The organism is Cupriavidus sp. 09_S30, from assembly GCF_056930435.1.
The window spans coordinates 2961540-2982693 of sequence record NZ_JBXOWI010000001.1; the positions used below are offsets into that span (position 1 = coordinate 2961540).

Consider the following 21154-nt stretch of genomic DNA (forward strand, 5'->3'; position numbering starts at 1 on the left):
CCGGCGCAGCGTGCGGAAAGGCTCGATACGGCAGCGCGCTTAGTTGAGTGTGCGCACAGACAGTCTGCCCGGCTGCTGCGGCCTCGCGGCAAGAAGGCACGCGGCAACGGCGAGGGATGCTGGCCGTTCAATGCCTGCGCGATATGCGCCCCGCCGCCGTCGGCGATATATCTGCGCTTTTTCCGTAGTACCACTCTGTCAACCAGGAGTTCGTCATGCAACGTCTGATTACCACTCTCAAGCAGTTTGCCCGCGATGAAGATGGCGTGACCGCCATCGAGTACGGCCTGATCGCATCGCTGGTTGCGGTTGCAATCATCGCCGGTGCCGGGACCCTCGGCAACACGCTCAACAACACCTTCAGCTACATCTCGACGAAGATGGCGTGACCGCCATCGGAGCGTGGGCTGCCATGCAAGCGGGAGCCCACGCCCGACACACTCAGCTTTCTGCTGTGCTCTTCTGAATGGAGGCGACCGTCATGCGGCACTTGAGCATCACCATCAAGCAGTTCATTGGCAATGACGATGGCGTGACCGCTATCGAGTATGGCCTGATCGCAGCGCTGATTGCAGTCGGCATCATCACCGGTGTCTCGGCGGTCGGGACCAATATGAATAGCATGTTCAGCTACATCGCCACGATGGTCACCTGAGCGCATTGCGCGATGGAAGCGCACACGGCCGTCTTGTATCCGCGGCCCGGGGGATGTGAAGCCGATCATTGGCCTCCACGCCGCCCGGCTGCACCGATCAACGCGATGCCCCCTGTGAGGCATCGCAACTCAGCAATTCGACATGCCGTTTAGCTGCCACGCCATGTGAGTTACCAGACAAACAGCCGGAACCAAGCCTGAGGACATCATGAACGCTGCCGTCACCCTCTCATCACTGATTGGCCCCACGTCGATCGGGATCGTGCTGACCGCAGCGGCAATCGATCTGCAGCGCCGCCGCATTCCCAACTGGCTGACCTTTGGCGCCTGGCTGCTCGCCCTGCCCGTGCAGTGGGCGATCCATGGCCTTGGCCACGGCTCGCTCGCCTGGGCTGGCGGCTGGCTCACCGGCTTTCTGATGTTCCTGCCGCTCTACCTGCTGCGCGGCATGGCGGCAGGAGACGTCAAGCTGATCGCAGCGGTGGGCGCTTGGCTCGGTGCCGCCATGGTGCTGGAGGTTGGGCTGGCTACGTTCCTGATCGGCGGCATATGGGCCATGGTGGTCACGCTCCGGCACGGACGCTTTGTCCGGCTGTGCCGGAATCTAGGCAGCATTGTGCTGACCCTTGGCCAGGTCAGCCGTGAGGCGGAAGCGCCGGGCCGAAGCGTGGACGCATCCTGGTCCGTGGGTTCACTGCCCTACGGCGTGGCGATCGCCGCCGGCACCATTGCCATTCTGTTCGCCTCGGCCTACCAAGCAGGTGCATAAGCACTTCCTATTCACTTGGCGACGCGATGACCAAAGACTACAGGGTGAACGACATGATCGAGCGCAATGAAACAGGCCAGGTGCCACGTGTTCTCGAGCCCGTGCGATCGACCATGAGGCAGGGCGCCGCCGACCGCGAGCCGGCCCCGCCTTGGCACGTGCAGCCGCGCACCGTTGCCGATACCGGCCTGGACATCTCACTCCTGCTCGGACTGCTGATGAAAACGGCCTATCTGCATCGCAGCGCGACGCTTGCCATGCTGACGGATGTGCTGAAGCTGCCGGCTGCGGTCGTCAATGAAGTCGCCGCATACGCCGTACGTGAACGCATGCTGGAAGTGGCACACCGCGGCGCTAGCGATCTCGATGTGCGCTTCCGCCTGACCGACTCAGGCTACGCCAGAGCCGCGGAGTTCACAGCCCGCTGCAGCTATGTCGGCCCCGCTCCGGTGACGCTGGAGGCCTACGTTGACGCCGTGAAGCATCACTCCGTCCAATTGACCTCGGTATCCAAGGCCGACGTCACTGCCGCCTTCGGCGAATTGGTTGCGCCACCGAACCTGCTCGACGATGTGGGGGTCGCGCTCAATACCGGCCGCGCGCTGATGCTCTACGGTCCCGCCGGAAGCGGCAAGACTTACCTGGCGCAGCGATTGGGCACGCTGCTGCCTGGTGCGGTGCCGGTGCCCCACGCCATCACGGTGGCCGGAGAGATCATTCAGGTCTTCGATCCGCTCATCCATGCCCAGTTCGAAGAGAGCGGCGGCCCCATGGCCCGGCGCTCACAGGACCGGCGCTGGGTCATCAGCCATCGTCCGGCTGTGCTCTCCGGCGGGGAACTGACGCTGGAGATGCTGGAATTGCGTTATGACCCGGCTGCCGGCTTCTACCAGGCACCGCCCCAGATGAAGGCCAACAACGGCATCTATATCGTGGATGACCTCGGACGCCAGCTGGTCGGCGTGAGCGAACTGCTCAACCGGTGGATCGTCCCGCTCGACCGCGGCGTGGACATGTTCTCGCTGCGCAATGGCGTGCGCTTTTCCGTGCCGTTCGACGTATGGCCGATTTTCTCGACCAACCTGGACCCGGTCAAGCTGGGAGACGACGCCTTCCTGCGCAGGCTCGGCAGCAAGCTCCATATGGGCCCGCTACCGGTAGACGACTATCGCGAGGTCTACATGCGCGCCGCACGCGACCTCGCCGTTCAAAGCACGGATGCGGTCTTCGGCTACCTGCTGGAAGAGCTGCACGCGGCCACCGGCACGCCGCTGCTTGCCTGTATTCCACGCGACCTGCTGCGCCTGGTGGCATCGACCATCCAGTACCACGGGTGGGCACCGCACGTGAGCGAGGATGCCCTGCGCCGGGCATGGCAGAGCTATTTCGGCTCGCAATCAGCATTCGAGACCGCGCAGCCAGCCAATGCGAGCAGCGGCTGGCTGCAAGAGAGGCAGGCTTCCACCTGAGACCTGGCGGACCGATCTACTTCAACGATAACAGTAGGGGGATTCATCATGAAGAACGCGCGTGCAATTCTGATGCTGGTCGTCGCCCTGGTGGCCGGGATCGCGGCGGTGATTTCCGCATCGCGATGGCTGATTCAGCAGTCCTCGAGCTCGACCAAGCAAGTGGTCGTCGCAGCCAGCGACCTGGACCTCGGGCAGCCGCTGGGCAACGACCAGCTGCGCGTGGTCAGCTGGCCCGCCGGCAGCGTGCCGCCGGGCACCTTCGATGACATCAAGGGGCTCCAGGGACGCGTCGTTCGCACCAGCCTGCAAAGGGGGGAACCGATCCTTGACGCCAAGCTTGCACCGCTTGGCACCAAGGGCGGCCTGTCCGCGGTAATTGCCGAAGGCAAGCGCGCCATCACCGTGCGCGTCAACGACGTGGTCGGCGTCGCCGGCTTCGCCCTGCCCGGCAACCTGGTGGATGTCATCGTCAACACCAATGAGGCCGAGAAGAACGCGAACAACAGCAATATCTCCAAGATCGTGCTGGAGAAGATCCTCGTGCTGGCGGTGGCCCAGCAGGTCAGCCGCGACGACACGCAGCCCAAGGTGGTCAACGCGGTCACGCTGGAAGTCACGCCCGAACAGGCAGAGAAGCTCGACGTGGCACGCAGCGTCGGCACGCTCTCGCTGGTGCTGCGCAACCAGGTGGATGTGGCGGCCGTGAACACCGGCGGCGCCACCAAGAACACCCTGCTTGGCTCACCGGCAGCCGAGCCCGCACCCAAGGTCGTCATGGTCGCCGCGCCGAGGCCCGTGGCCCGGCCACGGCTGGCCCCGCTTCCGGTGCGCCGGGACTGCATCGGGGTACTTGCCGGCATCCAGGGCAGTCTCGAGTGCTTCTGAGCCGTACATGGCGCCTGCCCGCCTGCCCATCCTAATCCTAGCTGTCTGATTCACCGATGTGTCGTTCAGCCTCTCCGGGGGGAGATATGAAAACGAACCAAAAACATGACGCTGCATCGAGCAATGCTCGTGTCATTGCCTTGGCCAGCGCAACGGGCATCGCCCTGTGCGTCGCGCAGGCTGCGCTGCCGCAGACCGCTGTGGAAGCGGGCGCGATTGCCAAGTCCACCACGGGCGCGCCCGCCCGCCCGGCCGGCCCGGCTGGCGGGCCCGTGCAGATGACCATCAGCATGAACTCGCAGCCGCCCGCACCGGCGGCCGAGTCGCGCGGCCCCAATTGCACCGGGGCGGTACGCAACGAAAGCAGTGTCGTGGTGGCAGTCGGCAAGTCCACCCTCGTCCCGCTGCCGGAGCCGGTGCGCAATCGCACCCTCGGCAATCCCGCCGTGGTGCAGGCCACGATGGTATCGCCCCAGTCGATGTACGTGCTTGGCCGCAGCATCGGCACGACGAACATGATCGTGCAAGGGCGCAGCGGCAGCTGCAGCATCATCAATGTGGTCGTCAATGCCGACTCCGGCGGCCTGCAGACTTCGCTGGGCCAGCTACTGCCAGGCGAACGCAATATCCGCGTCGGCACCGCGGCAGACAATCTCGTGCTCTCGGGCACCGTGTCGAACGCGCAAGCCGCGGCCCAGGCCATGGACATCGCGCGTGCGTATGCCAACGCAGCCCAGGGCGATAAGGGCGGTGGCGGCGGCGGCGGGGGTGCGGGCGCCACCGGTGGCGGCGTGCTCAACATGATGTCGGTCGATACACCGCAGCAGGTGATGCTGGAAGTCAAGGTTGCAGAAGTATCCAAGACCCTGCTTAACCAGCTCGGCACGCAGCTCAATATCCAGGGCGGCTTCGGCTCCTGGAGCGGCGGCCTGCTGACCTCCTTCCTGACCGGCTCGGCCGCGGCCTTCTTCGCCAACAAGGCGAACAACAAGCCGTTCCAGACGGCCATCGACGCGCAGAAGAACGACAGCCTGGTGAAGGTTCTCGCCGAGCCCAACCTGGTCACCCTCAGCGGCCAGGAAGCCAGCTTCCTGGCGGGCGGCAAGATCTACATCCCGGTGGCGCAGAGCAACGTCCTGGGCGGCGCGGCCACCATCACGCTGCAGGAGGAAGAGTTCGGCGTGGGGCTGAAGTTCACGCCCACGGTGATGTCGGGCGGCCGCATCAACCTGAAGGTCTCGCCCGAGGTGTCTGAGCTTTCGCCCACCGGGGCCACGGTTTCGGGTTCCAACCTGACCGGCCAGACCATCCTGCCGCTGATCACCACCCGGCGCGCGTCCACCACCGTGCAAATGCGCGACGGAGAGACCTTCGCCATCGGCGGGCTGCTGCAGGACAATGCCCGCGGCACGATCAAGGCTGTGCCGGGCGCTGGCGAGATCCCTGTGCTCGGTGCCCTGTTCCGCAGCACCTCGTACCAGCAGGACCTCACCGAGCTTGTGTTCGTGATCACGCCACACTTGGTACAGCCACTGCAGTCGGCCTCCTATCCGCTGCCGACAGACAGCTTCACCAAGCCGAATGAGCTTGACGTCTACTTCATGGGCAATATGGAGGGTAGGAAGAGCGCACCCGCCAATCCGGCGCCGGCGCCCGCACCAGCACCGCAGGCCCCGATGCTGCCGCCCGCCGCACCGGCCGCCCCGTCCTCGCAAGCGCCGGCTCCGCTCCCACCCACGGCCAATGTGGTGCCGCCCGCCACGCCGGCAGCGCGTGCCGAGGCCGCTTCCGCACCGGCGGACCAGGCAGCCGATGGCGCGGTGAACGCAGCAGCGGTGCCCTCCGCCGCGCCGGCAGCCGACGTACAGGGCAAGCCGCTCGACAACCCAGCGCCGCAGGCACAAGCTGCCCCGCCCGCCGATGACACCGCCGCGCGCATCGCCCGTATCGAGGCGACGGCAGCGCGGCTGGACAAAGCCCGGACCGGCGCCGGCGCGCGGCAAGTGCAATAGGGCCTGGAAATCCTCTGGAGAGATGCCATGAACACGAAACAGAAGCAGAAACTCTTGGGGCGCGTGCGGACGATGGCGCTGCTCCTGCTCGCCACCCAGGCCCTGACGGCTTGCGTCACCAGCACGCCTTACTGGGACCAGCATATCGGCGAGTCCGTGACGACCTTGAGCCAGGCCCAGATCATCAACCCCGACGCACCTGCGGGACTGCCGACGATGACCGGGGTCGACGGTAAGGCCGCTGTCACCGCCATGACCAACTATGACCGGTCGATGATCCGCTTCTTCCCGGGCGGCACGGGCAATGGCGCAGGCTTTAGCGGAGCCGGCTTCGGCGGAGGCAACTACGGCGGCGTCGGCATGGGAGGCGGTTCGTCGCGCTGATGCACCGAGGCAGGGGAACGGGGAAATCATCCCGCTCCCCTGCTTCCCACGACTGCCGTGCCGAGCCCGCCTGCCAACCTGCCAATGCGCGAACCGCGAAACGAATGACACTGACCCAGGAGCTCTAGTCATGCTCAACATCCTGATCGCGTCGGAAGACGCCGAGCGGCTCGCAGAAATTTCCCGCATGGTAGCCGCATGCGGCAGCTACCGGATCATGTGCCTGCAGGACGCGCCGGCCAACCTGCCGATGCACGCGGCACAACTGCGCAGCGCGGACGGCCTGGTGATCGACCAGTCTCTGGGCGGGTCCACGCAAATGCTCGGTATCGAGATGCTGCGCCTGCAGCACCCCGACCTGCCCTGCATCCTCGTGAGCCAGGTACACCAGTCCGACGTGCTGATCCGCGCGCTTCGCGCCGGTGTCAGCGACGTCCTCGCGTGGCCATTGGAGCGGGGCCAGTTTTCCGACGCGCTGCGCCGCCTGGAAAGCAACCATACACCGAGGACGCGCGAAGAGGCGAAGATCATCTCCTTCATCTCATCCAAGGGCGGTGCCGGCGTCAGCTTCATCGCCAGCAACCTGGGCCATGTGCTCGGCACGAACGCGCACAAGCGAGTACTGCTGATCGACCTGAACACCCAGTTCAGCGACACCCATTTCATTCTGAGCGACAAGGATCCGCCCGCCACCCTGAGCGAGGTCTGCGCACAGATCGACCGGCTCGACGATGCCTTCCTGGATGCCTGCCTGACGCACGTCGAGGGCAGCTTCGACATCCTCGCGGGCCCGCGCGATCCGATCAGAGCCAGCGAGATCAAGAAGGAGAAGATCGAATACATCCTGTCGCTGGTGGCCGGCAGCTATGACTATGTGCTGATCGACATCGGGCAGGCAATCAGCCAGCTCTCGATCCCCGTGCTCGATCGCAGCGACACGATCTTCATGGTGACGCAGCCCAGCATCGCGCACGCACGCACGGGACGCCGGCTGCTGGACATCTTGCACGGTCTGCACTACCGGGACGAAAAGATCCGCATCCTGCTCAACCGCAGCGGCAGCCGCGACGAGCTGACGCGGGCCAATCTCGAGAACGTATTCGGCACGAAGATCTGCCATACGCTTCCGGACGACCCCGCGGCCGTCGATACCTCGATCAGCCACGGTGTACCCCTGCTGCGCGAGAACAAGCGCTCCGCCATGTGCAAGTCGCTGCTGGCGCTGAGTGAGAGCTTCATGACACATGGGGGAGAACACCGCGCCGCGCAGGAAAGAGCCTTCACATTGAGCAGGTTCTTCCCGAAAGCCAAGCCGTCTTCGCCGAACGTAGCCTGATTCCCCTCGGAAACCGGAGTGCATCATGTCGATCCGCGAACAACTGTCTGTGCCTGAGCACGCGCCCCTCTCCATGAACGGGCATGCGGCCATCCAGCAGACATCCCATAATTCGTCCTACCACGCATTCAAGAAGACCGTGCATGAAGCCGTGCTCGACCGCGTCGATCTCGAACGGCTGGCGCGCTTCCCGCTGGAGCAGGTCCGCCACGAGATCGGCATCCTCGTCAACGGGATCATCGACGAAGAAAAGCTGCTATTGAATGACGCCGAACGCAAGCAGCTCACGGGCGACATCTATGACGAAATGTTCGGCTTCGGCCCGCTCGAACCACTGCTGCGTGACCCCAGCGTATCGGACATCCTGGTCAACACCGCCAGGCAGACCTACGTCGAGCGGCGTGGCAAGCTGGAGCTGACCCAGATCAGCTTCTATGACGATGCCCATCTGATGAAGGTGATCGAGAAGATCGTCTCGCGCGTCGGCCGCCGCATCGATGAAACCAGTCCGATGGTCGACGCCCGCTTGCCGGACGGCTCACGCGTCAACGCGATCATCCCCCCTTCCGCCATCGACGGGCCCCTGCTCTCCATCCGCCGCTTTTCGGTCAATCCGCTGCAGGTCTCGGACCTGGTGTCGCTCAAGAGCCTGACGCCACCGATGGCGCAGTTGCTGCAGGCGCTCTCGAAGGCCAAGGTCAACGTGGTCGTCTCGGGCGGGACCGGCAGCGGCAAGACCACGCTGCTCAACATCCTGTCCGGGTTCATCCCCGAGGACGAGCGTGTGATCACCATCGAAGACGCTGCCGAACTGCAACTGCGCCAGCCCCATGTGCTGCGCCTGGAAACGCGCCCGCCCAATATCGAAGGCAAGGGGGAAATCACCCAGCGCGCCCTGGTGCGTAACGCGCTGCGCATGCGCCCGGACCGCATCATCCTGGGCGAGGTGCGCGGCGGCGAAGCACTCGACATGCTCAATGCGATGAACACCGGGCACGAAGGCTCGCTCACCACCATCCACGCCAACTCCCCGCGCGATGCGCTGACGCGCATGGAGAACATGGTGAGCATGGCCGGCCTCAATCTCCCGCCCAAGGCCATCCGGCAACAGATTGCCTCCGCCATCACGGTCATCGTGCAGGCATCGCGGCTGACCGACGGACGGCGCAAGATCGTCAGCATCCAGGAGATCACCGGCATGGAGGGCGACGTCATCAATGCCCAGGAGATCTTCACCTTCCAGCGCAGCGGCGTGCAGCAGGATGGCACGGTCAAAGGCTACTTCCGCGCCACGGGCGTCTATCCGAAATTCGCCGAGCGGCTGCGCGTGTTCGGCGTAGGGCTGCCGGACGAAACCTTCGATCCCGCCAAGCGCTTCGAGGTCTGAGGCCAGCGCAATCGTCAGCGGCGCCGCAGAAGCGCCGCAAATCCCGGGGGAAAAAAAATGGACTTCGTCTTCTACGCTTTCATGGTCCTGATGTTTGCCGCGGTAGTGCTCTGCATCGAGGGCGCCTACCTGTGGTGGAACAACTACCATGGCCCCACCGCCAAGCGCATCGACGCGCGCATCCGCGCGCTGTCGGCCGGCGGGCAGGTCGGGCAGGAAAAGCTTTCCATCCTGAAGAAGCGCATGCTCAGCGAGTCGCCGCGCGTGCAGCGCTGGCTGATGAGCTTGCCGCGCGTGACCGTGGTGGACCGCTGGCTCGAACAATCCGGCAGTTCATGGTCTGTCGGGCAATTGCTGGGGTACAGCGCCACAATCGCCGTGCTGGCGCTGGCTGCCGCGCCATGGCTGCCGCTGGCGCCCTTGGTAACGGCAGGCGGCGCAGTCATGCTGGGCACGCTTCCCATCGTGTACATCGCAGGGCAACGACGCAAGCGCATGAAGAAGCTGGAGGCGCAGTTGCCCGACGCAGTAGACATGATCAGCCGCGCCTTGCGTGCGGGCCATGCCTTCGCCAGCGCCATCGGCATGGTTGGCCAGGAGCTGAAGGAACCGATGGGTCCTGAGTTCCGCACGACCTTTGAGGAGATCAACTACGGCGTGGCGCTGGACGATGCCATGACCAACCTGGCGGTGCGCGTGCCTGTCAACGATCTGCGCTACTTCGTGATCGCTGTGCTCGTGCAGCGCGAGAGCGGCGGCAATCTTGCCGAGATCCTGGATACCATCGCCAACCTCGTACGCGAGCGGCTCAAGCTGTACGACAAGGTCCGCGTGCTGTCGGCGGAGGGCCGCCTGTCTGCCTGGATTCTCGGCCTGCTGCCTTTCGCCACCGCCGGCATGATCATGCTCGTGAATCCCCGCTTCATGCGCGTCCTGTGGGAAGACCCGATAGGCTTGAAGTTGATATGGGGCGCACTCGGGCTGATGCTGAGCGGCGTGTTCTGGATGCGCAAGATCATCCGCATCCGCGTATGACGCCCGGCCTGCGCATGGCTTGAGAAGAGATAGTCAAAGGTCAAGAGAAGAGATTGGGGAGGCGATCATGCAAGGCATTATTTCCGAGCAGGGCCTGTTGCTGGTCCTCGTATTCGTCGCAGCCTTCGGCACAGCCCTCGGCTTGATGCATCTGTTCTCACCCAACCGGACGCGCGGCCGGCTCGAGCAGGCCACGGCCGGCACGGGCACGGGGAGCGACCTGGACAATGCCTGGGTCGAGAAGCTGGCGGAATGGGCCAAGCCGGTCTCGCGCCTGTCGCTGCCAAAGGAGGGCTGGGAGCAGTCGCCGTTGCATATCCGCTTTATGAATGCCGGCTGGCGCAACGCTTCCGCCGCATCGCTCTACTTCGGCGCAAAGACCTTGCTCACGCTCTCCCTTCCACTGCTGGGCCTGACCCTGCTCAATGGTCGGCCGATGATGCAAGACAAGCACCTGATGTTGGCAGTGCTGGCCATGCTCAGCGCCATCGGCTACTACCTGCCCAATCTCGTGCTGGCACGCAGGGTGGAGTGGCGGACTCGGGCAGTGTTCGAGGAATTCCCTGACGTGATCGACCTGCTCACCGTCTGCGTGGAGGCCGGTCTCGGGCTCGATGGGGCGCTGCTACGGGTATCGGAGGAGCTCGCGCTGCGCTGCCCCGTGCTGGCTGAGGAACTGGACCTGATGCTGCTTGAACTGCGCTCCGGCTTCTCCAAGGAAAAGGCGCTGACCAATCTCGCACTGCGTACCGGCGTGGAGGATGTGGACAAGTTCGCCTCCATGCTGATCCAGGCCGACCGCTTTGGTACCAGCCTCGGGGAGTCCTTGCGGGTGCTGTCCGACATGCTGCGCACCAAACGCAGGATGCGCGCCGAGGAAGCCGCGGCCAAGATCGCCCTGAAGCTGCTGTTCCCGCTGATCTTCTTCATCTTCCCCTCCCTGATGCTGGTGCTGCTCGGTCCGGCTTTCATCCAGATCCACCGCATCCTGCTGCCGACCATGACCGGCCAGGGAGGCTGACATGAAAAGAAAACGCTAGCCAGGCGCTGATGACCCCCGGACCGTCATCCGGCGCGCAGCGCCGGAGCGGTGGTCCTTTTCCCGGACGCGCGCCGGGCTTTCTCATTTGTGCCGACCGTAGTGCCGACCGGCGCCCCCTTCCCCGCTCCCGCCCCCGCGCTTTCGCTTGCCACCGCCGCCCCGTACTCGGCCCCGCCGGTGGCACTGCGGCCGCCGACTCCCCACCCCTTGACCATCGCGGTGTTATTCTGAAAAATTGATGCAGTTCAACGCATCGGCTCCGCCGCAGGAACCGAACGGAGATCCTCGATGAAACTGCGCATTCTCAGCGACCTCCATCTCGAGCATCACACGCCGGCATCGATCCCGGATTGCGCAGCCGACGTGGTGATTCTTGCCGGCGACATCGCCAACGGCCGTGACGGCATCGATTGGGCGGCCCGCCATTTCTCCACGCCCGTGGTGTACGTGCCGGGCAACCATGAGTATTACGAAAACAATATCGGCGCGGTCGATGCGCTGATGGCCGTGGCCAGCACGCAGGCCGGCCACGTGCATCTGCTCAACCACGCGGTGCTGACGCTCACGCCGGCTGGCGAGCCGCCGGTGCGCTTCATCGGCGCCACCTGGTGGACCGACTACGCCCTGTTCGGCATGGACCGGCGCGAGGCTTCGATGCAGGCCTGCGCAGGCGTGATGCTGGACCACAGGCTGATCGAGCTGCAGGAGGCGGATGGCCGCAAGCGGACCTTCACGCCGCAGGATGCGCTGGCCCGCCACGAGGCCGCATCAGACTGGCTGGCCCGGGAGCTGGCCCGGCCATTCGCCGGGCGCACGGTGGTGGTGACACACCACGCGCCCGACCTGGGCAGCCTGGATCCGCGCTTCTCGCACGACCTGGTATCGGGCGGCTTCATTTCGCGACGCCCTGACCTCGTGTCGCACACGAATCTCTGGGTCCATGGCCACACGCACACGGGGTTCGACTACCGCCTCGGCGACAGCCGGGTAGTCTGCAACCCACGCGGCTACGTGCGGCGCAAGACAGGGGAGCTTGAGAATACGGCGTTCGACTGGAACTACACCGTGGAAATCTGAAGCGCCGCGGCGGAAAAACGTAGACACAGGGGGCGCGCGAGCGCCGAACGCGGCGCGTGGCGCCCGACTGCGCCCCGTGGCACGCGTGACGAATGCCCCTTTAGCACCAGTGAGGCGCCCTTGAGGCGCCTACTGGCCTCGGGCTGGTGGCCAGCTCGTGCAGGCGGCTAGGAGCAGACGCTGCTGCTGTCGGGATCCTGCCCCATGATCTCGCGGGGCAGATAGGTCGAGAAGCCCGGCACGGTCAAAGTCGAGAACCCGACGAAGAACGGCGCGACAGAGGTCACGGTCAGGCCGCTCACGCTTACGGCCACGCCCGCGCAATTGGTGGTGTCGCAGGTCGTGCTCACCGCGCCATTGCCGTCATACCACTGGATCGAGACATTGGCGGCGGTCAGGCCCGGCATGATGTTCTGCATGCGGGACAGCACCGACGGCGATCCCTGTGCACAGACCACGGCCTGCCTGGCGCCCCAGCGCGTGGCTTCGGCCACGGCATTCCACGTGTAGAGCACGCGCCCGAACTCCAGGATGCCCAGCAGCACGCTGAAGAAGACAATGGACACGAGGGCGAACTCGACCGCGGTCGTGCCCTGCTGATGCCCGCTCAGCCTATTCAGCCTATTCATAGGATTGCCTCATGGTGACCGAGATGCTGCCGAAGGGAAGCGAAGTCAGCGTGGCCGTGCCCTTCGTGTAGAAACGGGTGAAGGCGAACAGGTCCAGGACCGGGTTGAACGTGTAGCCGCTGATCGTCACCGTCACGGTGTTGATGGCGGGAGTGTTGCCTACGAAGATGTTCGAGGTACAGGCAGGATTGGCCGCGTCGCAGATGGACACCATGCCCGCCGTCAGGCCCGGCACCAGCGGCGTCCCGCTGCCCGTGGGCTTGCCGTAGACCACCAGGTTGGTCGCCGTGGCCTGGGCCGTCGTGCTGCCGGCGGCCTGCGTGCTCAGGTAGCGCGCGGCATCGCGCGCCGCCTTGGCCAGCGTATTGTAGGTGTAGATGGCTCGGCCGAATTCCGTGATGGCAAACGTGATCGCCAGCAGCAGGCACAGGGTGAGGCCGAGCTCGACCACCGCCACGCCTTGTTGTCGTCTTCTCATCTCGCCTCCTATTGCACGAGGGCCGGAATCAGGGGCCCGACGCTGCCGCCGGCGAGACCGTTGGCGGTGCATGGACTGTTGGTCGCGCCCGCATTGCCTCGGTATTCGAACTGCACCGTGGCGGTAGGACTGGTGATCGGCTGCAGCATCAGCATGCAGGCGAAATCCTGGATCTTGCTGGACGAATCGAGCACGGGCACCAGCACCAGACGCCGGTTCATGCCGTACTTATCCATGTCGCCGCCAGGGCCCGCGACGCCGAGATTCTTGTAGCCGCCCGGCATGCTCAGGCCGGTGATCTTGTCGCCATCACTGACCTGGCTGCCTGTGTCGTCATAGTTGGCACGGGCCGTGCGCTTGGTCAGGAAATTGGCCGCCGTGGCATCCGAACCTGTGGCCGGCGTGCCGTTGAAGGCGTTCTGCGGCACGCTGTTCTTCCAGTTTTTCGAGGTATAGGCATAGCCGCTGTAATCCGGCCGCAGCGTGGCGGGATCGCCCTTGTTCTTGTAGATGCCGAAGCGGCCGTTCCACTGGTCATCGACGGACATCTGCGCGCCCGGCGTGCGCAGGGTATCGCCAACCTTGGAGCCGCAATAGCCCACTTCCATCTCGTTCTTGGTGTCGCTGGCACTCTGGGTGCCACTGAGGTTGTACCAGCCCATTTCCCCCGGCGACGCCGTCTTGGTGCCGTCATAGAGGACGTTGACCCACTCGCCGACCTGGAAGCCGTAGTCGGGCTTGCCCTGGCCCGTCTTGGGTATCAGGCCGATCGGGATCGGGCAGGCGCTCTGCGCATGCGTGAGCGTGGCCACGCCGACCGCGGCGACGGCATTGGTCGAGGCGCCGCCGACCAGCGTGATCAGGTAGGCCACGATGCCGCCGGTGGTATGGCTGCACTTGGCGTAGCGTGCATTGGCGGCCGGCGAAAAGGTGGAACTGAAGGCCCCACTCAGGGTATCGCTGAAGGTGATGTCCGCGGCGGCAAGCGAGGCGGAGACCTTCTGGTACGTCACGAAGTTGGCATTGCCCGCCGTCAGGCCGGCACTGGTCGCGCGGGTGAGCGCATCCGACGCGCCGTTGAGTTCCTGCGCGGCGGCCAGGGCGCAGCTGTCCACGGAGGACTGCAACTCCGTCTTCGCGACGAACAGCCCCCCGAGATCGATGACCAGTCCGGCCATGCCGAGCAAGACTGCCAGGATCAGGCCGACGATGGGGAGGACCACCCCGCTTGCTTTCCGTTTGCTGTAGTAGTGCATAGCGCATCGACCATCGAGTATGGGTGGCCGGACGGCCGTCCCGCAGGTATGCATTCACCGGAGGCGGACCGGCCAGCGGCCGGCTGCTTACCGTTATTTGTAGTCGCAGCGCCCCCAGACGAAAACCGACCGAATGGATGATTCAGCACTGAAACGTGGCACACAAGCGGACCGCGCGCACAAACAAAAACCCCCGCGGGTTCGCACCCGCGGGGGTTTTATCAGACAGGCTGCCTAAGCTGGCAGTCCGGCAGATTTACATCATGCCGTCCATGCCGCCCATGCCGCCCATGCCGCCCGGCATTGCCGGAGCCGACTCTTCCTTCGGCGATTCGGCAACGGCGCAGTCGGTGGTCAGCATCAGCGACGCCACCGAAGCGGCGTTCTGCAGCGCGGTGCGGGTCACCTTGGTCGGGTCCAGCACGCCCATTTCCACCAGGTCGCCGTACTCGCCCGAAGCGGCGTTGTAGCCGTAGTTGCCCTTGCCTTCGATGACCTTGGCAACGACGACCGACGACTCTTCACCGGCGTTCAGCACGATCTGGCGCAGCGGCTCTTCCATCGCGCGCAGCACGATCTTGATACCGGCGTTCTGGTCGGCGTTTTCGCCAACCAGGCCAGCGATCGCAGCGCGGGCACGCAGCAGGGCCACGCCGCCGCCGGGGACGATACCTTCTTCCACGGCTGCGCGGGTCGCGTGCAGTGCATCTTCCACGCGGGCCTTCTTTTCCTTCATTTCGACTTCGGTGGCAGCGCCAACCTTGATCACGGCAACACCGCCGGCCAGCTTGGCCACGCGCTCTTGCAGCTTCTCACGGTCGTAGTCCGAGGTCGCTTCTTCGATCTGGGCGCGGATCTGCTTGACGCGCGCTTCGATCGAGGCTGCGTCGCCGGCGCCGTCGATGATGATGGTGTTTTCCTTGCCGATCTCGATGCGCTTGGCTTGGCCCAGGTCCTGCAGGGTCGCCTTTTCCAGCGTCAGGCCGACTTCCTCGGCGATCACGGTGCCGCCGGTCAGGATGGCGATGTCTTCCAGCATGGCCTTGCGGCGGTCGCCGAAGCCCGGAGCCTTGACGGCGGCGGTCTTCAGGATGCCACGGATGTTGTTGACCACCAGGGTCGCCAGGGCTTCGCCTTCGACGTCTTCAGCGATGATCAGCAGCGGGCGGCCAGCCTTGGCCACTTGCTCCAGCACCGGCAGCAGGTCACGGATGTTCGAGACCTTCTTGTCGAACAGCAGAACGAACGGGCTTTCCAGCTGAACAACCTGCTTTTCCTGGTTGTTGATGAAGTACGGCGACAGGTAGCCGCGGTCGAACTGCATGCCTTCCACGACTTCCAGCTCGTCGGCCAGCGACTTGCCGTCTTCGACGGTGATCACGCCTTCCTTGCCGACCTTGTCCATCGCTTCAGCGATGCGCTCGCCGATCGAGGCGTCGCTGTTGGCGGAGATCGCGCCGACCTGGGCGATTTCCTTGCTGGTGGTGGTGGGCTTGCTGATCTTCTTCAGCTCTTCCACGGCAGCGCCGACAGCCTTGTCGATGCCGCGCTTCAGGTCCATCGGGTTCATGCCGGCGGCAACGTACTTCATGCCTTCGCGCACGATCGACTGGGCCAGCACGGTTGCGGTGGTGGTACCGTCACCGGCGTTGTCGCTGGTCTTGGAAGCGACTTCCTTGACCATCTGGGCGCCCATGTTCTGCAGCTTGTCCTTCAGCTCGATTTCCTTGGCCACGGACACGCCGTCCTTGGTCACGGTCGGGCCGCCGAAGCTGCGCTCCAGCACGACGTTGCGGCCCTTGGGGCCCAGGGTCACCTTCACTGCGTTGGCGAGAATGTTCACGCCTTCGACCATCTTGGCACGGGCGGCGTCGCCGAACACTACGTCTTTAGCTGCCATGTTCTGTTACTCCGAATCTTGCAGGGACCTCCCGGAGGGGAGATCGCGAATGTTGGATAAGTCTTGGAGACTCAGGCATCCCGCCTGGGCGGGCATGTCAAAAGCAGGGCCCGGGCGCACGGCGCCCGGCAGCCGCATTACTTGTTGATCACCGCCATGATGTCTTCTTCGCGCATGACCAGCAGTTCCTGGCCTTCGACCTTCACGCCCTGGCCGGCATACTTGCCGAACAGCACACGGTCACCCACCTTGACGTCGAGGGCGATCGAGTTGCCCTTGTCATCCTTCTTGCCGGGGCCAACGGCCAGCACTTCGCCTTGATCGGGCTTCTCGGCGGCATTGTCGGGAATCACGATGCCGGAAGCGGTCTTGGTTTCGTTGTCCAGACGCTTCACGATCACGCGGTCGTGCAGAGGACGCAGATTCATACGGACTCCTTAGTACAAGTGAGCTTTATTTCACAAATTGAGGCCACCAGCAGGGACGGCCAGCAGAATTGGCTCGCCGGAAAGGGCTGTTAGCACTCCCCCCAGACGAGTGCTAATTATAGGGACGGGGGTTTACGTTTTCAAGACAAGGCCTGAATGGGGGTTTTCCCGGGGGGGCTTGTTGCCGAGATCCGCGTGGCCTTGAATTTCGAACCCTCGCGTGACTGGCCCGGCAAGGTCAGCGGCAACAATTATCTATATATATCAGTCGCTTACGACACATCATCAGCCGCCTCAATGGCCACAAAAACCGTCCAGCAAGCCGGCAAGCCAGCACGTGATATCGCACGCGCATGAGCTCGCAACGCGAAGGATACGAGTGAGCTCAAACATTGAGGGGAGCAGCAAGCGAGACATCGCAGCCTGGCGTGATGTCACAATGCCGCCGTCGACATCACAGGGGCAGCTTCGGCCAGAGTTATGCTCTGCTCGCCCGCGAAGGTGCTGCCTGACGGTGCACCGTGCCACTTGCGGCCCGGCTCTCCTTGGGGCTGCAACCGAATTGCGCGTGATACCAGCGCGAGAACCCACTTGGCGCAGAAAAGCCGAGCAAGGTCGCCACCTCGGTCAATGGACGATCGCTCTCGATGACATGGCGCGTCGCGAGTTCCGTGCGGATTTCGCTAACGATCGACGAGAAGCTCTGTCCCCGTTCCGCGAGCCTGCGCTGGACCGTGCGGCACACCACGCCCAGGTGATCGGCGACCTGTTCGACGCTGCAGCGCCCACTGGGCAACAGCAGGAGGATCGTGCGCCGCACGTCCTCAAGCATTGTTGCCTGCTGCAAGACGGCCGACTCGTCTATCAGCTGCTGCGCGTAGCGCGCCATAGCCGGATCGGCCCACGGATTGCGCGCATCGAGATCGGCCTTCGCGCAGATGATGCCGTTGAAGTCACAATCGAATTCGACGTGCGGACCAAAAAACCGTTGGTGCGCAGTCAGGTCACGCGGCGCCGGGTGCTCGAAGCATACGCGCTGCGGCTGCCAGTCGGCCTTGATGAGCTGGCGTATCAACCGCACCATTACCCCGAGCGCCAGCTCAACCCTTTGGCGAGTGGGCTGATGTGCGTTGCCAGCGATCAGCACCTCGCGAATGATGACCCGGCCACCACATTCCTCGACCGCCAGCGACTGCGCACCGTTGAGCATCGGTTGGTAGCGCATCAGCGTGTCAAGGGAGCCGCGCAGCGTCGCCTGGTCGCGGACCAGCATGCCTACCGGCCCAAGATTGGACAACCGGCGCGACTCGGCCATGCTCAAGCCGAAACCCTCGTTGCCCGACAGGGTTGCAGAAGCGTGGAGCAGGCGTCCGAAACGCTCGACCGGAATCATCAGGTCCGGCTCGCGAAGTACGCTCGGACTGATCCCTGCGTCGAACATCATCCGCACCGGATCCAGCCCGGCGGCACGAGCGACCTCGCTGTAGTTGGTGAGCGCTGCGGCGCGGACAAGTAACGACATCGGGAGCTGACCAGGAAGTGACAGCTCATGGTAAATGGCAGTCATGTACTGTCAAGCGGGAATAACCCGCGACGCCTAGCCTCTGCGCCCTCCCCTATGTGATCCAGTGCTTCCTGCGCCAGCGCCGCTGTCGTGAATCGCCAAGTTCGCGGCGCGCTAGGCCAAGCGGGAAGTCTCGCCAGGCAGGATGATTCGATACGGGAATCCGCACATTCACCTGACTGTAGGAGACGTAGCAATGAAGATCAGGCAAATCACCCCCGCCATCGGGGCCGAGATTTCTGGCGTCAACCTCGGCGAGGCGGCGCGCGATCCAGCGCTCTTCGCCGAGATCAGGGCGGCGCTGCTCAAGCACCGGGTCATCTTCTTTCGCAAGCAGGAGATCACGCGTGCCGATCACGTGGCTTTCGCGAGCGGCTTCGGCAAGCTGGAAGACCATCCGGTAGTCGGCAGTGTTCCCGAATACCCGGGCCTGGTGAAGGTCTACCGGAGCGACAACCCGCACAGCTTCGAGAACAGCTATCACTGCGACGGCCTGTGGCGTCCCAATCCGGCCATGGGGGCCGTGCTGCGCTGCCTCGAATGCCCCGAGATCGGCGGTGACACCATCTGGGTGAACATGGTGAAGGCGTACGAGGAGTTGCCCGAGGAGATCAAGGTGAAGATCGACGGCCTGTGCGCCAGGGCAAGCATCGAGCATAGTTTCGGTGCGGTCATGACACCGGAAAACCGCGCAAAGCTGGCCCAGGATCATCCGCCGGTGGAGCATCCGGTGGTACGCATCCATCCAGAGACCGGGGAAAAGATCCTGTTCGTCGGCGCCTCGTTCACGACGCACTTCACCAACTACAGCACGCCGGCCAACGTGCGCCACGGCATCGACAAGTCGCCCGGCGCCTCTCTGCTGCTCAACTACCTGACCAGCCGCGCCACCATTCCCGAGTACCAGGTGCGCTGGGCCTGGCAGGAAGGCGACGTCGCGGTCTGGGACAACCGCAGCACGCAGCACTACGCAGTCAACGACTACTATCCGGCACCGCGCAAGATGGAGCGCGCTGGCATCGTGGGCGATATCCCGTACTGATTCAAGAGCACGATTTCTGGCGTGAAAGGAGACTGCAATGCATTGCTTGACCGGGGCACTTCGCCGGGCAGTTCGCCCGGCCCTGGCGCTTACGCTCGCCTTTGGCTCACTGATGCCGGCCATCGATGCGGCCCAGGCCGCCGAATGGCCAGGCAAGCCTGTGCGGATACTCGTAGGCGCGCCTCCGGGCGGTACCGCGGATATCCTGGCGCGCCTCGTTGCCCGTGAGCTGCAGGGTCCGCTTGGCCAAACTGTCATCGTCGACTACAAGCCTGGCGCGGGCGGCACCATCGCCGTCCAGAGCATGCTGTCTTCGCCGCGAGACGGATACACCTTCCTCCTGATCCAGAAGGGGATCGCTGCGGAAGTGCCTCACGCCATCAAGGTGTCGTATGACCCGTTCAAGGACATCGTCCCGATTGCCCAACTCACGCAGTACGGCCTCGTTCTTGTCGGGAATCCCAGCCTGCCCGCGAAGAATCTTGGGGAGCTGGTCACGTACATCAAGGCGAGGCCGGGCAAGATCGACTACGCAAACTTCGGGGTCGGCACGCGCGGCCAGACGATGGGCGTGCAATTCAATCGCCTTGCCGGGCTCGATGCGGGCACTGTGAGCTATAAGGGCTCGCCGGCCGCGCTGCAGGATGTCATGGGTGGACAAGTGCCTCTCATGTTCGACGGCCCGGCGACATCCATGCCGTTCATCAAGTCCGGGAAGCTCAGGGCTTATGCGGTGGCGTCCCCAAAGCGGATGGCTGCACTGCCCAACGTTCCCACCTTTTCCGAGTCGGGATATCCCGACCTGCACGACGTGAGCTGGATGGGGCTCTGGTCCGCGTCTGGCGTACCGCCGGCCGTGATCGCCAAGATGCGTGACGCTATGCTCAAAGTCACGCAATCGGCCGCACTCCGGCCAAGGCTCGAGGAAATGGGGATGGAGCCCGGTTTGCCGGCTACCACTGAAGAGCTCTTGAAGGATGTACGCGAATCCTACGAGCGCCAGGGCGCGCTGTTGCGCTCCATCAACTTCACTCCGGACTGACGGCGGCGAGGTTGTGGAAGGCGCGCTTGCGCGTCTTCCACAACCCTTGCATATCCGCGCAACCGAGCTACGCCTACGCGACAGCGTCGTTGGCTACCGTTGGCTAACAACGCCGCACCGCGCTCCCGCTCAGAGTTGCTGAATGAGTTCCTCTGCCAGTGGCCATGTTCCATAGCCATCCGCCGGCCCGAGATGCCCGACTTCCCCGGCGTCGACGAAACGGCTGCCCCAGGCCTGCGCCAGCTCGCGGATGCGTTCGAACGTCCCGAGCGGATCATTGCGGCTCCCGACCACGATGCTCGGGAATTTGAGATGCCGCCGTGGAATCGGGGTCCAGCCCTCCTCCGCCAGCGTCTGCGGATCCTTGTATCCGGGCGGCAAGGGGCTGTCGTAGTCGGTCGGCCCGGCAAGCAGTACGCCCTGCACGGTGCGCTCCGTCTCCTGCGCCCAGTGAACGGTGATCAGGCAGCCCACGCTATGCGCAACGAGGATGACGGGCCCTGAGATGCCGCTGACGACACGGTCAAGGTTCGCCACCCTGGCACGGCGCAACCTCTTGTCCTGATCGATCTGGGGCACGATGCGCACCGCTCGCCCCTGCTGCTGTAGACGCTCTGCCAGCAGCGATTGCCAGTGCTCCGGCATGTGATCGCGAAAGCCGGGAACAATCACAACCGTTGGTTGATTTCCGGAAGTCATGAGATTCGAATTCCTCGTTTGGTTTGAAGACGTGTCGCCGAGCTTGGTGCCCGCTTCGACAA

The 21154-nt window shown here is 64.3% G+C and carries 21 protein-coding genes; 14 read left to right on the forward strand and 7 right to left on the reverse strand.

Translation table 11 applies throughout. The features are described from left to right. Positions 1-215 precede the first annotated feature (215 nt). The 12 genes from AC1Z3O_RS13975 (at position 216) to AC1Z3O_RS14030 (ending at position 12054) form a co-directional block, all read left to right on the forward strand. On the forward strand, positions 216-389 hold the full coding sequence (locus tag AC1Z3O_RS13975; protein ID WP_483516308.1) for a Flp family type IVb pilin: 174 nt from the start codon (positions 216-218) through the stop codon (positions 387-389). Between the two features lie 92 nt (positions 390-481). Continuing rightward, positions 482-655 carry a Flp family type IVb pilin gene (locus tag AC1Z3O_RS13980; protein ID WP_483516309.1) on the forward strand — a complete coding sequence of 58 codons (174 nt, stop codon included), beginning with the start codon at positions 482-484 and terminating at the stop codon, positions 653-655. Positions 656-863: 208 nt separating this feature from the next. Then, entirely contained in the window at positions 864-1424 is a 561-nt protein-coding gene (locus AC1Z3O_RS13985) for an A24 family peptidase (protein ID WP_483516310.1), read from the forward strand. Between the two features lie 53 nt (positions 1425-1477). Further along, the gene (locus AC1Z3O_RS13990) at positions 1478-2893 is read left to right on the forward strand and encodes an ATP-binding protein (protein ID WP_483517603.1); all 1416 of its coding nucleotides are present in this window, start codon (positions 1478-1480) and stop codon (positions 2891-2893) included. Positions 2894-2941: 48 nt separating this feature from the next. Then, positions 2942-3781 (forward strand): Flp pilus assembly protein CpaB, encoded by an 840-nt coding sequence (gene cpaB, locus AC1Z3O_RS13995; RefSeq protein WP_483516311.1) that lies wholly within the window; start codon positions 2942-2944, stop codon positions 3779-3781. A gap of 86 nt (positions 3782-3867) precedes the next feature. Further along, on the forward strand, positions 3868-5793 hold the full coding sequence (locus tag AC1Z3O_RS14000) for a type II and III secretion system protein family protein (protein WP_483516312.1): 1926 nt from the start codon (positions 3868-3870) through the stop codon (positions 5791-5793). Positions 5794-5820: 27 nt separating this feature from the next. Beyond that, positions 5821-6177, forward strand: coding sequence for a hypothetical protein (locus AC1Z3O_RS14005; RefSeq protein WP_483516313.1), 357 nt, complete (start codon positions 5821-5823; stop codon positions 6175-6177). 130 nt (positions 6178-6307) lie between these two features. Continuing rightward, positions 6308-7513, forward strand: coding sequence for a CpaE/TadZ family protein (locus tag AC1Z3O_RS14010; RefSeq protein ID WP_483516314.1), 1206 nt, complete (start codon positions 6308-6310; stop codon positions 7511-7513). A 25-nt stretch (positions 7514-7538) separates the two neighbouring features. Beyond that, entirely contained in the window at positions 7539-8900 is a 1362-nt protein-coding gene (locus AC1Z3O_RS14015) for a TadA family conjugal transfer-associated ATPase (RefSeq protein WP_483516315.1), read from the forward strand. A gap of 57 nt (positions 8901-8957) precedes the next feature. Further along, positions 8958-9935, forward strand: coding sequence for a type II secretion system F family protein (locus AC1Z3O_RS14020; protein WP_483516316.1), 978 nt, complete (start codon positions 8958-8960; stop codon positions 9933-9935). Between the two features lie 67 nt (positions 9936-10002). Then, positions 10003-10956, forward strand: a complete 954-nt coding sequence (locus tag AC1Z3O_RS14025) for a type II secretion system F family protein (protein WP_483516317.1) — start codon at positions 10003-10005, stop codon at positions 10954-10956. Positions 10957-11265: 309 nt separating this feature from the next. Continuing rightward, positions 11266-12054 (forward strand): metallophosphoesterase, encoded by a 789-nt coding sequence (locus tag AC1Z3O_RS14030; protein WP_483516318.1) that lies wholly within the window; start codon positions 11266-11268, stop codon positions 12052-12054. 167 nt (positions 12055-12221) lie between these two features. Here AC1Z3O_RS14030 and AC1Z3O_RS14035 read toward each other — a convergent pair whose 3' ends face one another. The 6 genes from AC1Z3O_RS14035 to AC1Z3O_RS14060 form a co-directional block, all read right to left on the reverse strand. Continuing rightward, positions 12222-12683, reverse strand: a complete 462-nt coding sequence (locus tag AC1Z3O_RS14035; protein ID WP_483516319.1) for a TadE/TadG family type IV pilus assembly protein — start codon at positions 12681-12683, stop codon at positions 12222-12224. Further along, on the reverse strand, positions 12676-13161 hold the full coding sequence (locus AC1Z3O_RS14040) for a TadE/TadG family type IV pilus assembly protein (protein ID WP_483516320.1): 486 nt from the start codon (positions 13159-13161) through the stop codon (positions 12676-12678). The genes AC1Z3O_RS14035 and AC1Z3O_RS14040 overlap by 8 nt, the downstream gene beginning before the upstream one ends. A gap of 8 nt (positions 13162-13169) precedes the next feature. Beyond that, a complete protein-coding gene (locus AC1Z3O_RS14045; protein ID WP_483516321.1) occupies positions 13170-14384 on the reverse strand; it encodes a Tad domain-containing protein in 1215 nt (404 codons plus the stop codon). A gap of 289 nt (positions 14385-14673) precedes the next feature. Further along, the gene (gene groL, locus AC1Z3O_RS14050) at positions 14674-16317 is read right to left on the reverse strand and encodes a chaperonin GroEL (RefSeq protein WP_483516322.1); all 1644 of its coding nucleotides are present in this window, start codon (positions 16315-16317) and stop codon (positions 14674-14676) included. Between the two features lie 137 nt (positions 16318-16454). After that, positions 16455-16745, reverse strand: coding sequence for a co-chaperone GroES (groES, locus tag AC1Z3O_RS14055; protein ID WP_483516323.1), 291 nt, complete (start codon positions 16743-16745; stop codon positions 16455-16457). A gap of 478 nt (positions 16746-17223) precedes the next feature. Further along, positions 17224-18267 carry an AraC family transcriptional regulator gene (locus AC1Z3O_RS14060; RefSeq protein WP_483517604.1) on the reverse strand — a complete coding sequence of 348 codons (1044 nt, stop codon included), beginning with the start codon at positions 18265-18267 and terminating at the stop codon, positions 17224-17226. A 238-nt stretch (positions 18268-18505) separates the two neighbouring features. On the opposite strand from AC1Z3O_RS14060, the gene AC1Z3O_RS14065 reads away from it, so the two are divergent. Then, entirely contained in the window at positions 18506-19351 is an 846-nt protein-coding gene (locus tag AC1Z3O_RS14065; protein ID WP_483516324.1) for a TauD/TfdA dioxygenase family protein, read from the forward strand. Positions 19352-19388: 37 nt separating this feature from the next. After that, the gene (locus tag AC1Z3O_RS14070) at positions 19389-20393 is read left to right on the forward strand and encodes a Bug family tripartite tricarboxylate transporter substrate binding protein (RefSeq protein WP_483516325.1); all 1005 of its coding nucleotides are present in this window, start codon (positions 19389-19391) and stop codon (positions 20391-20393) included. A 129-nt stretch (positions 20394-20522) separates the two neighbouring features. On the opposite strand, the gene AC1Z3O_RS14075 is transcribed toward AC1Z3O_RS14070, so the two are convergent. Further along, positions 20523-21092: an RBBP9/YdeN family alpha/beta hydrolase gene (locus AC1Z3O_RS14075; RefSeq protein WP_483516326.1), complete on the reverse strand. Its 570-nt coding sequence runs from the start codon at positions 21090-21092 to the stop codon at positions 20523-20525. Positions 21093-21154 lie beyond the last annotated feature (62 nt).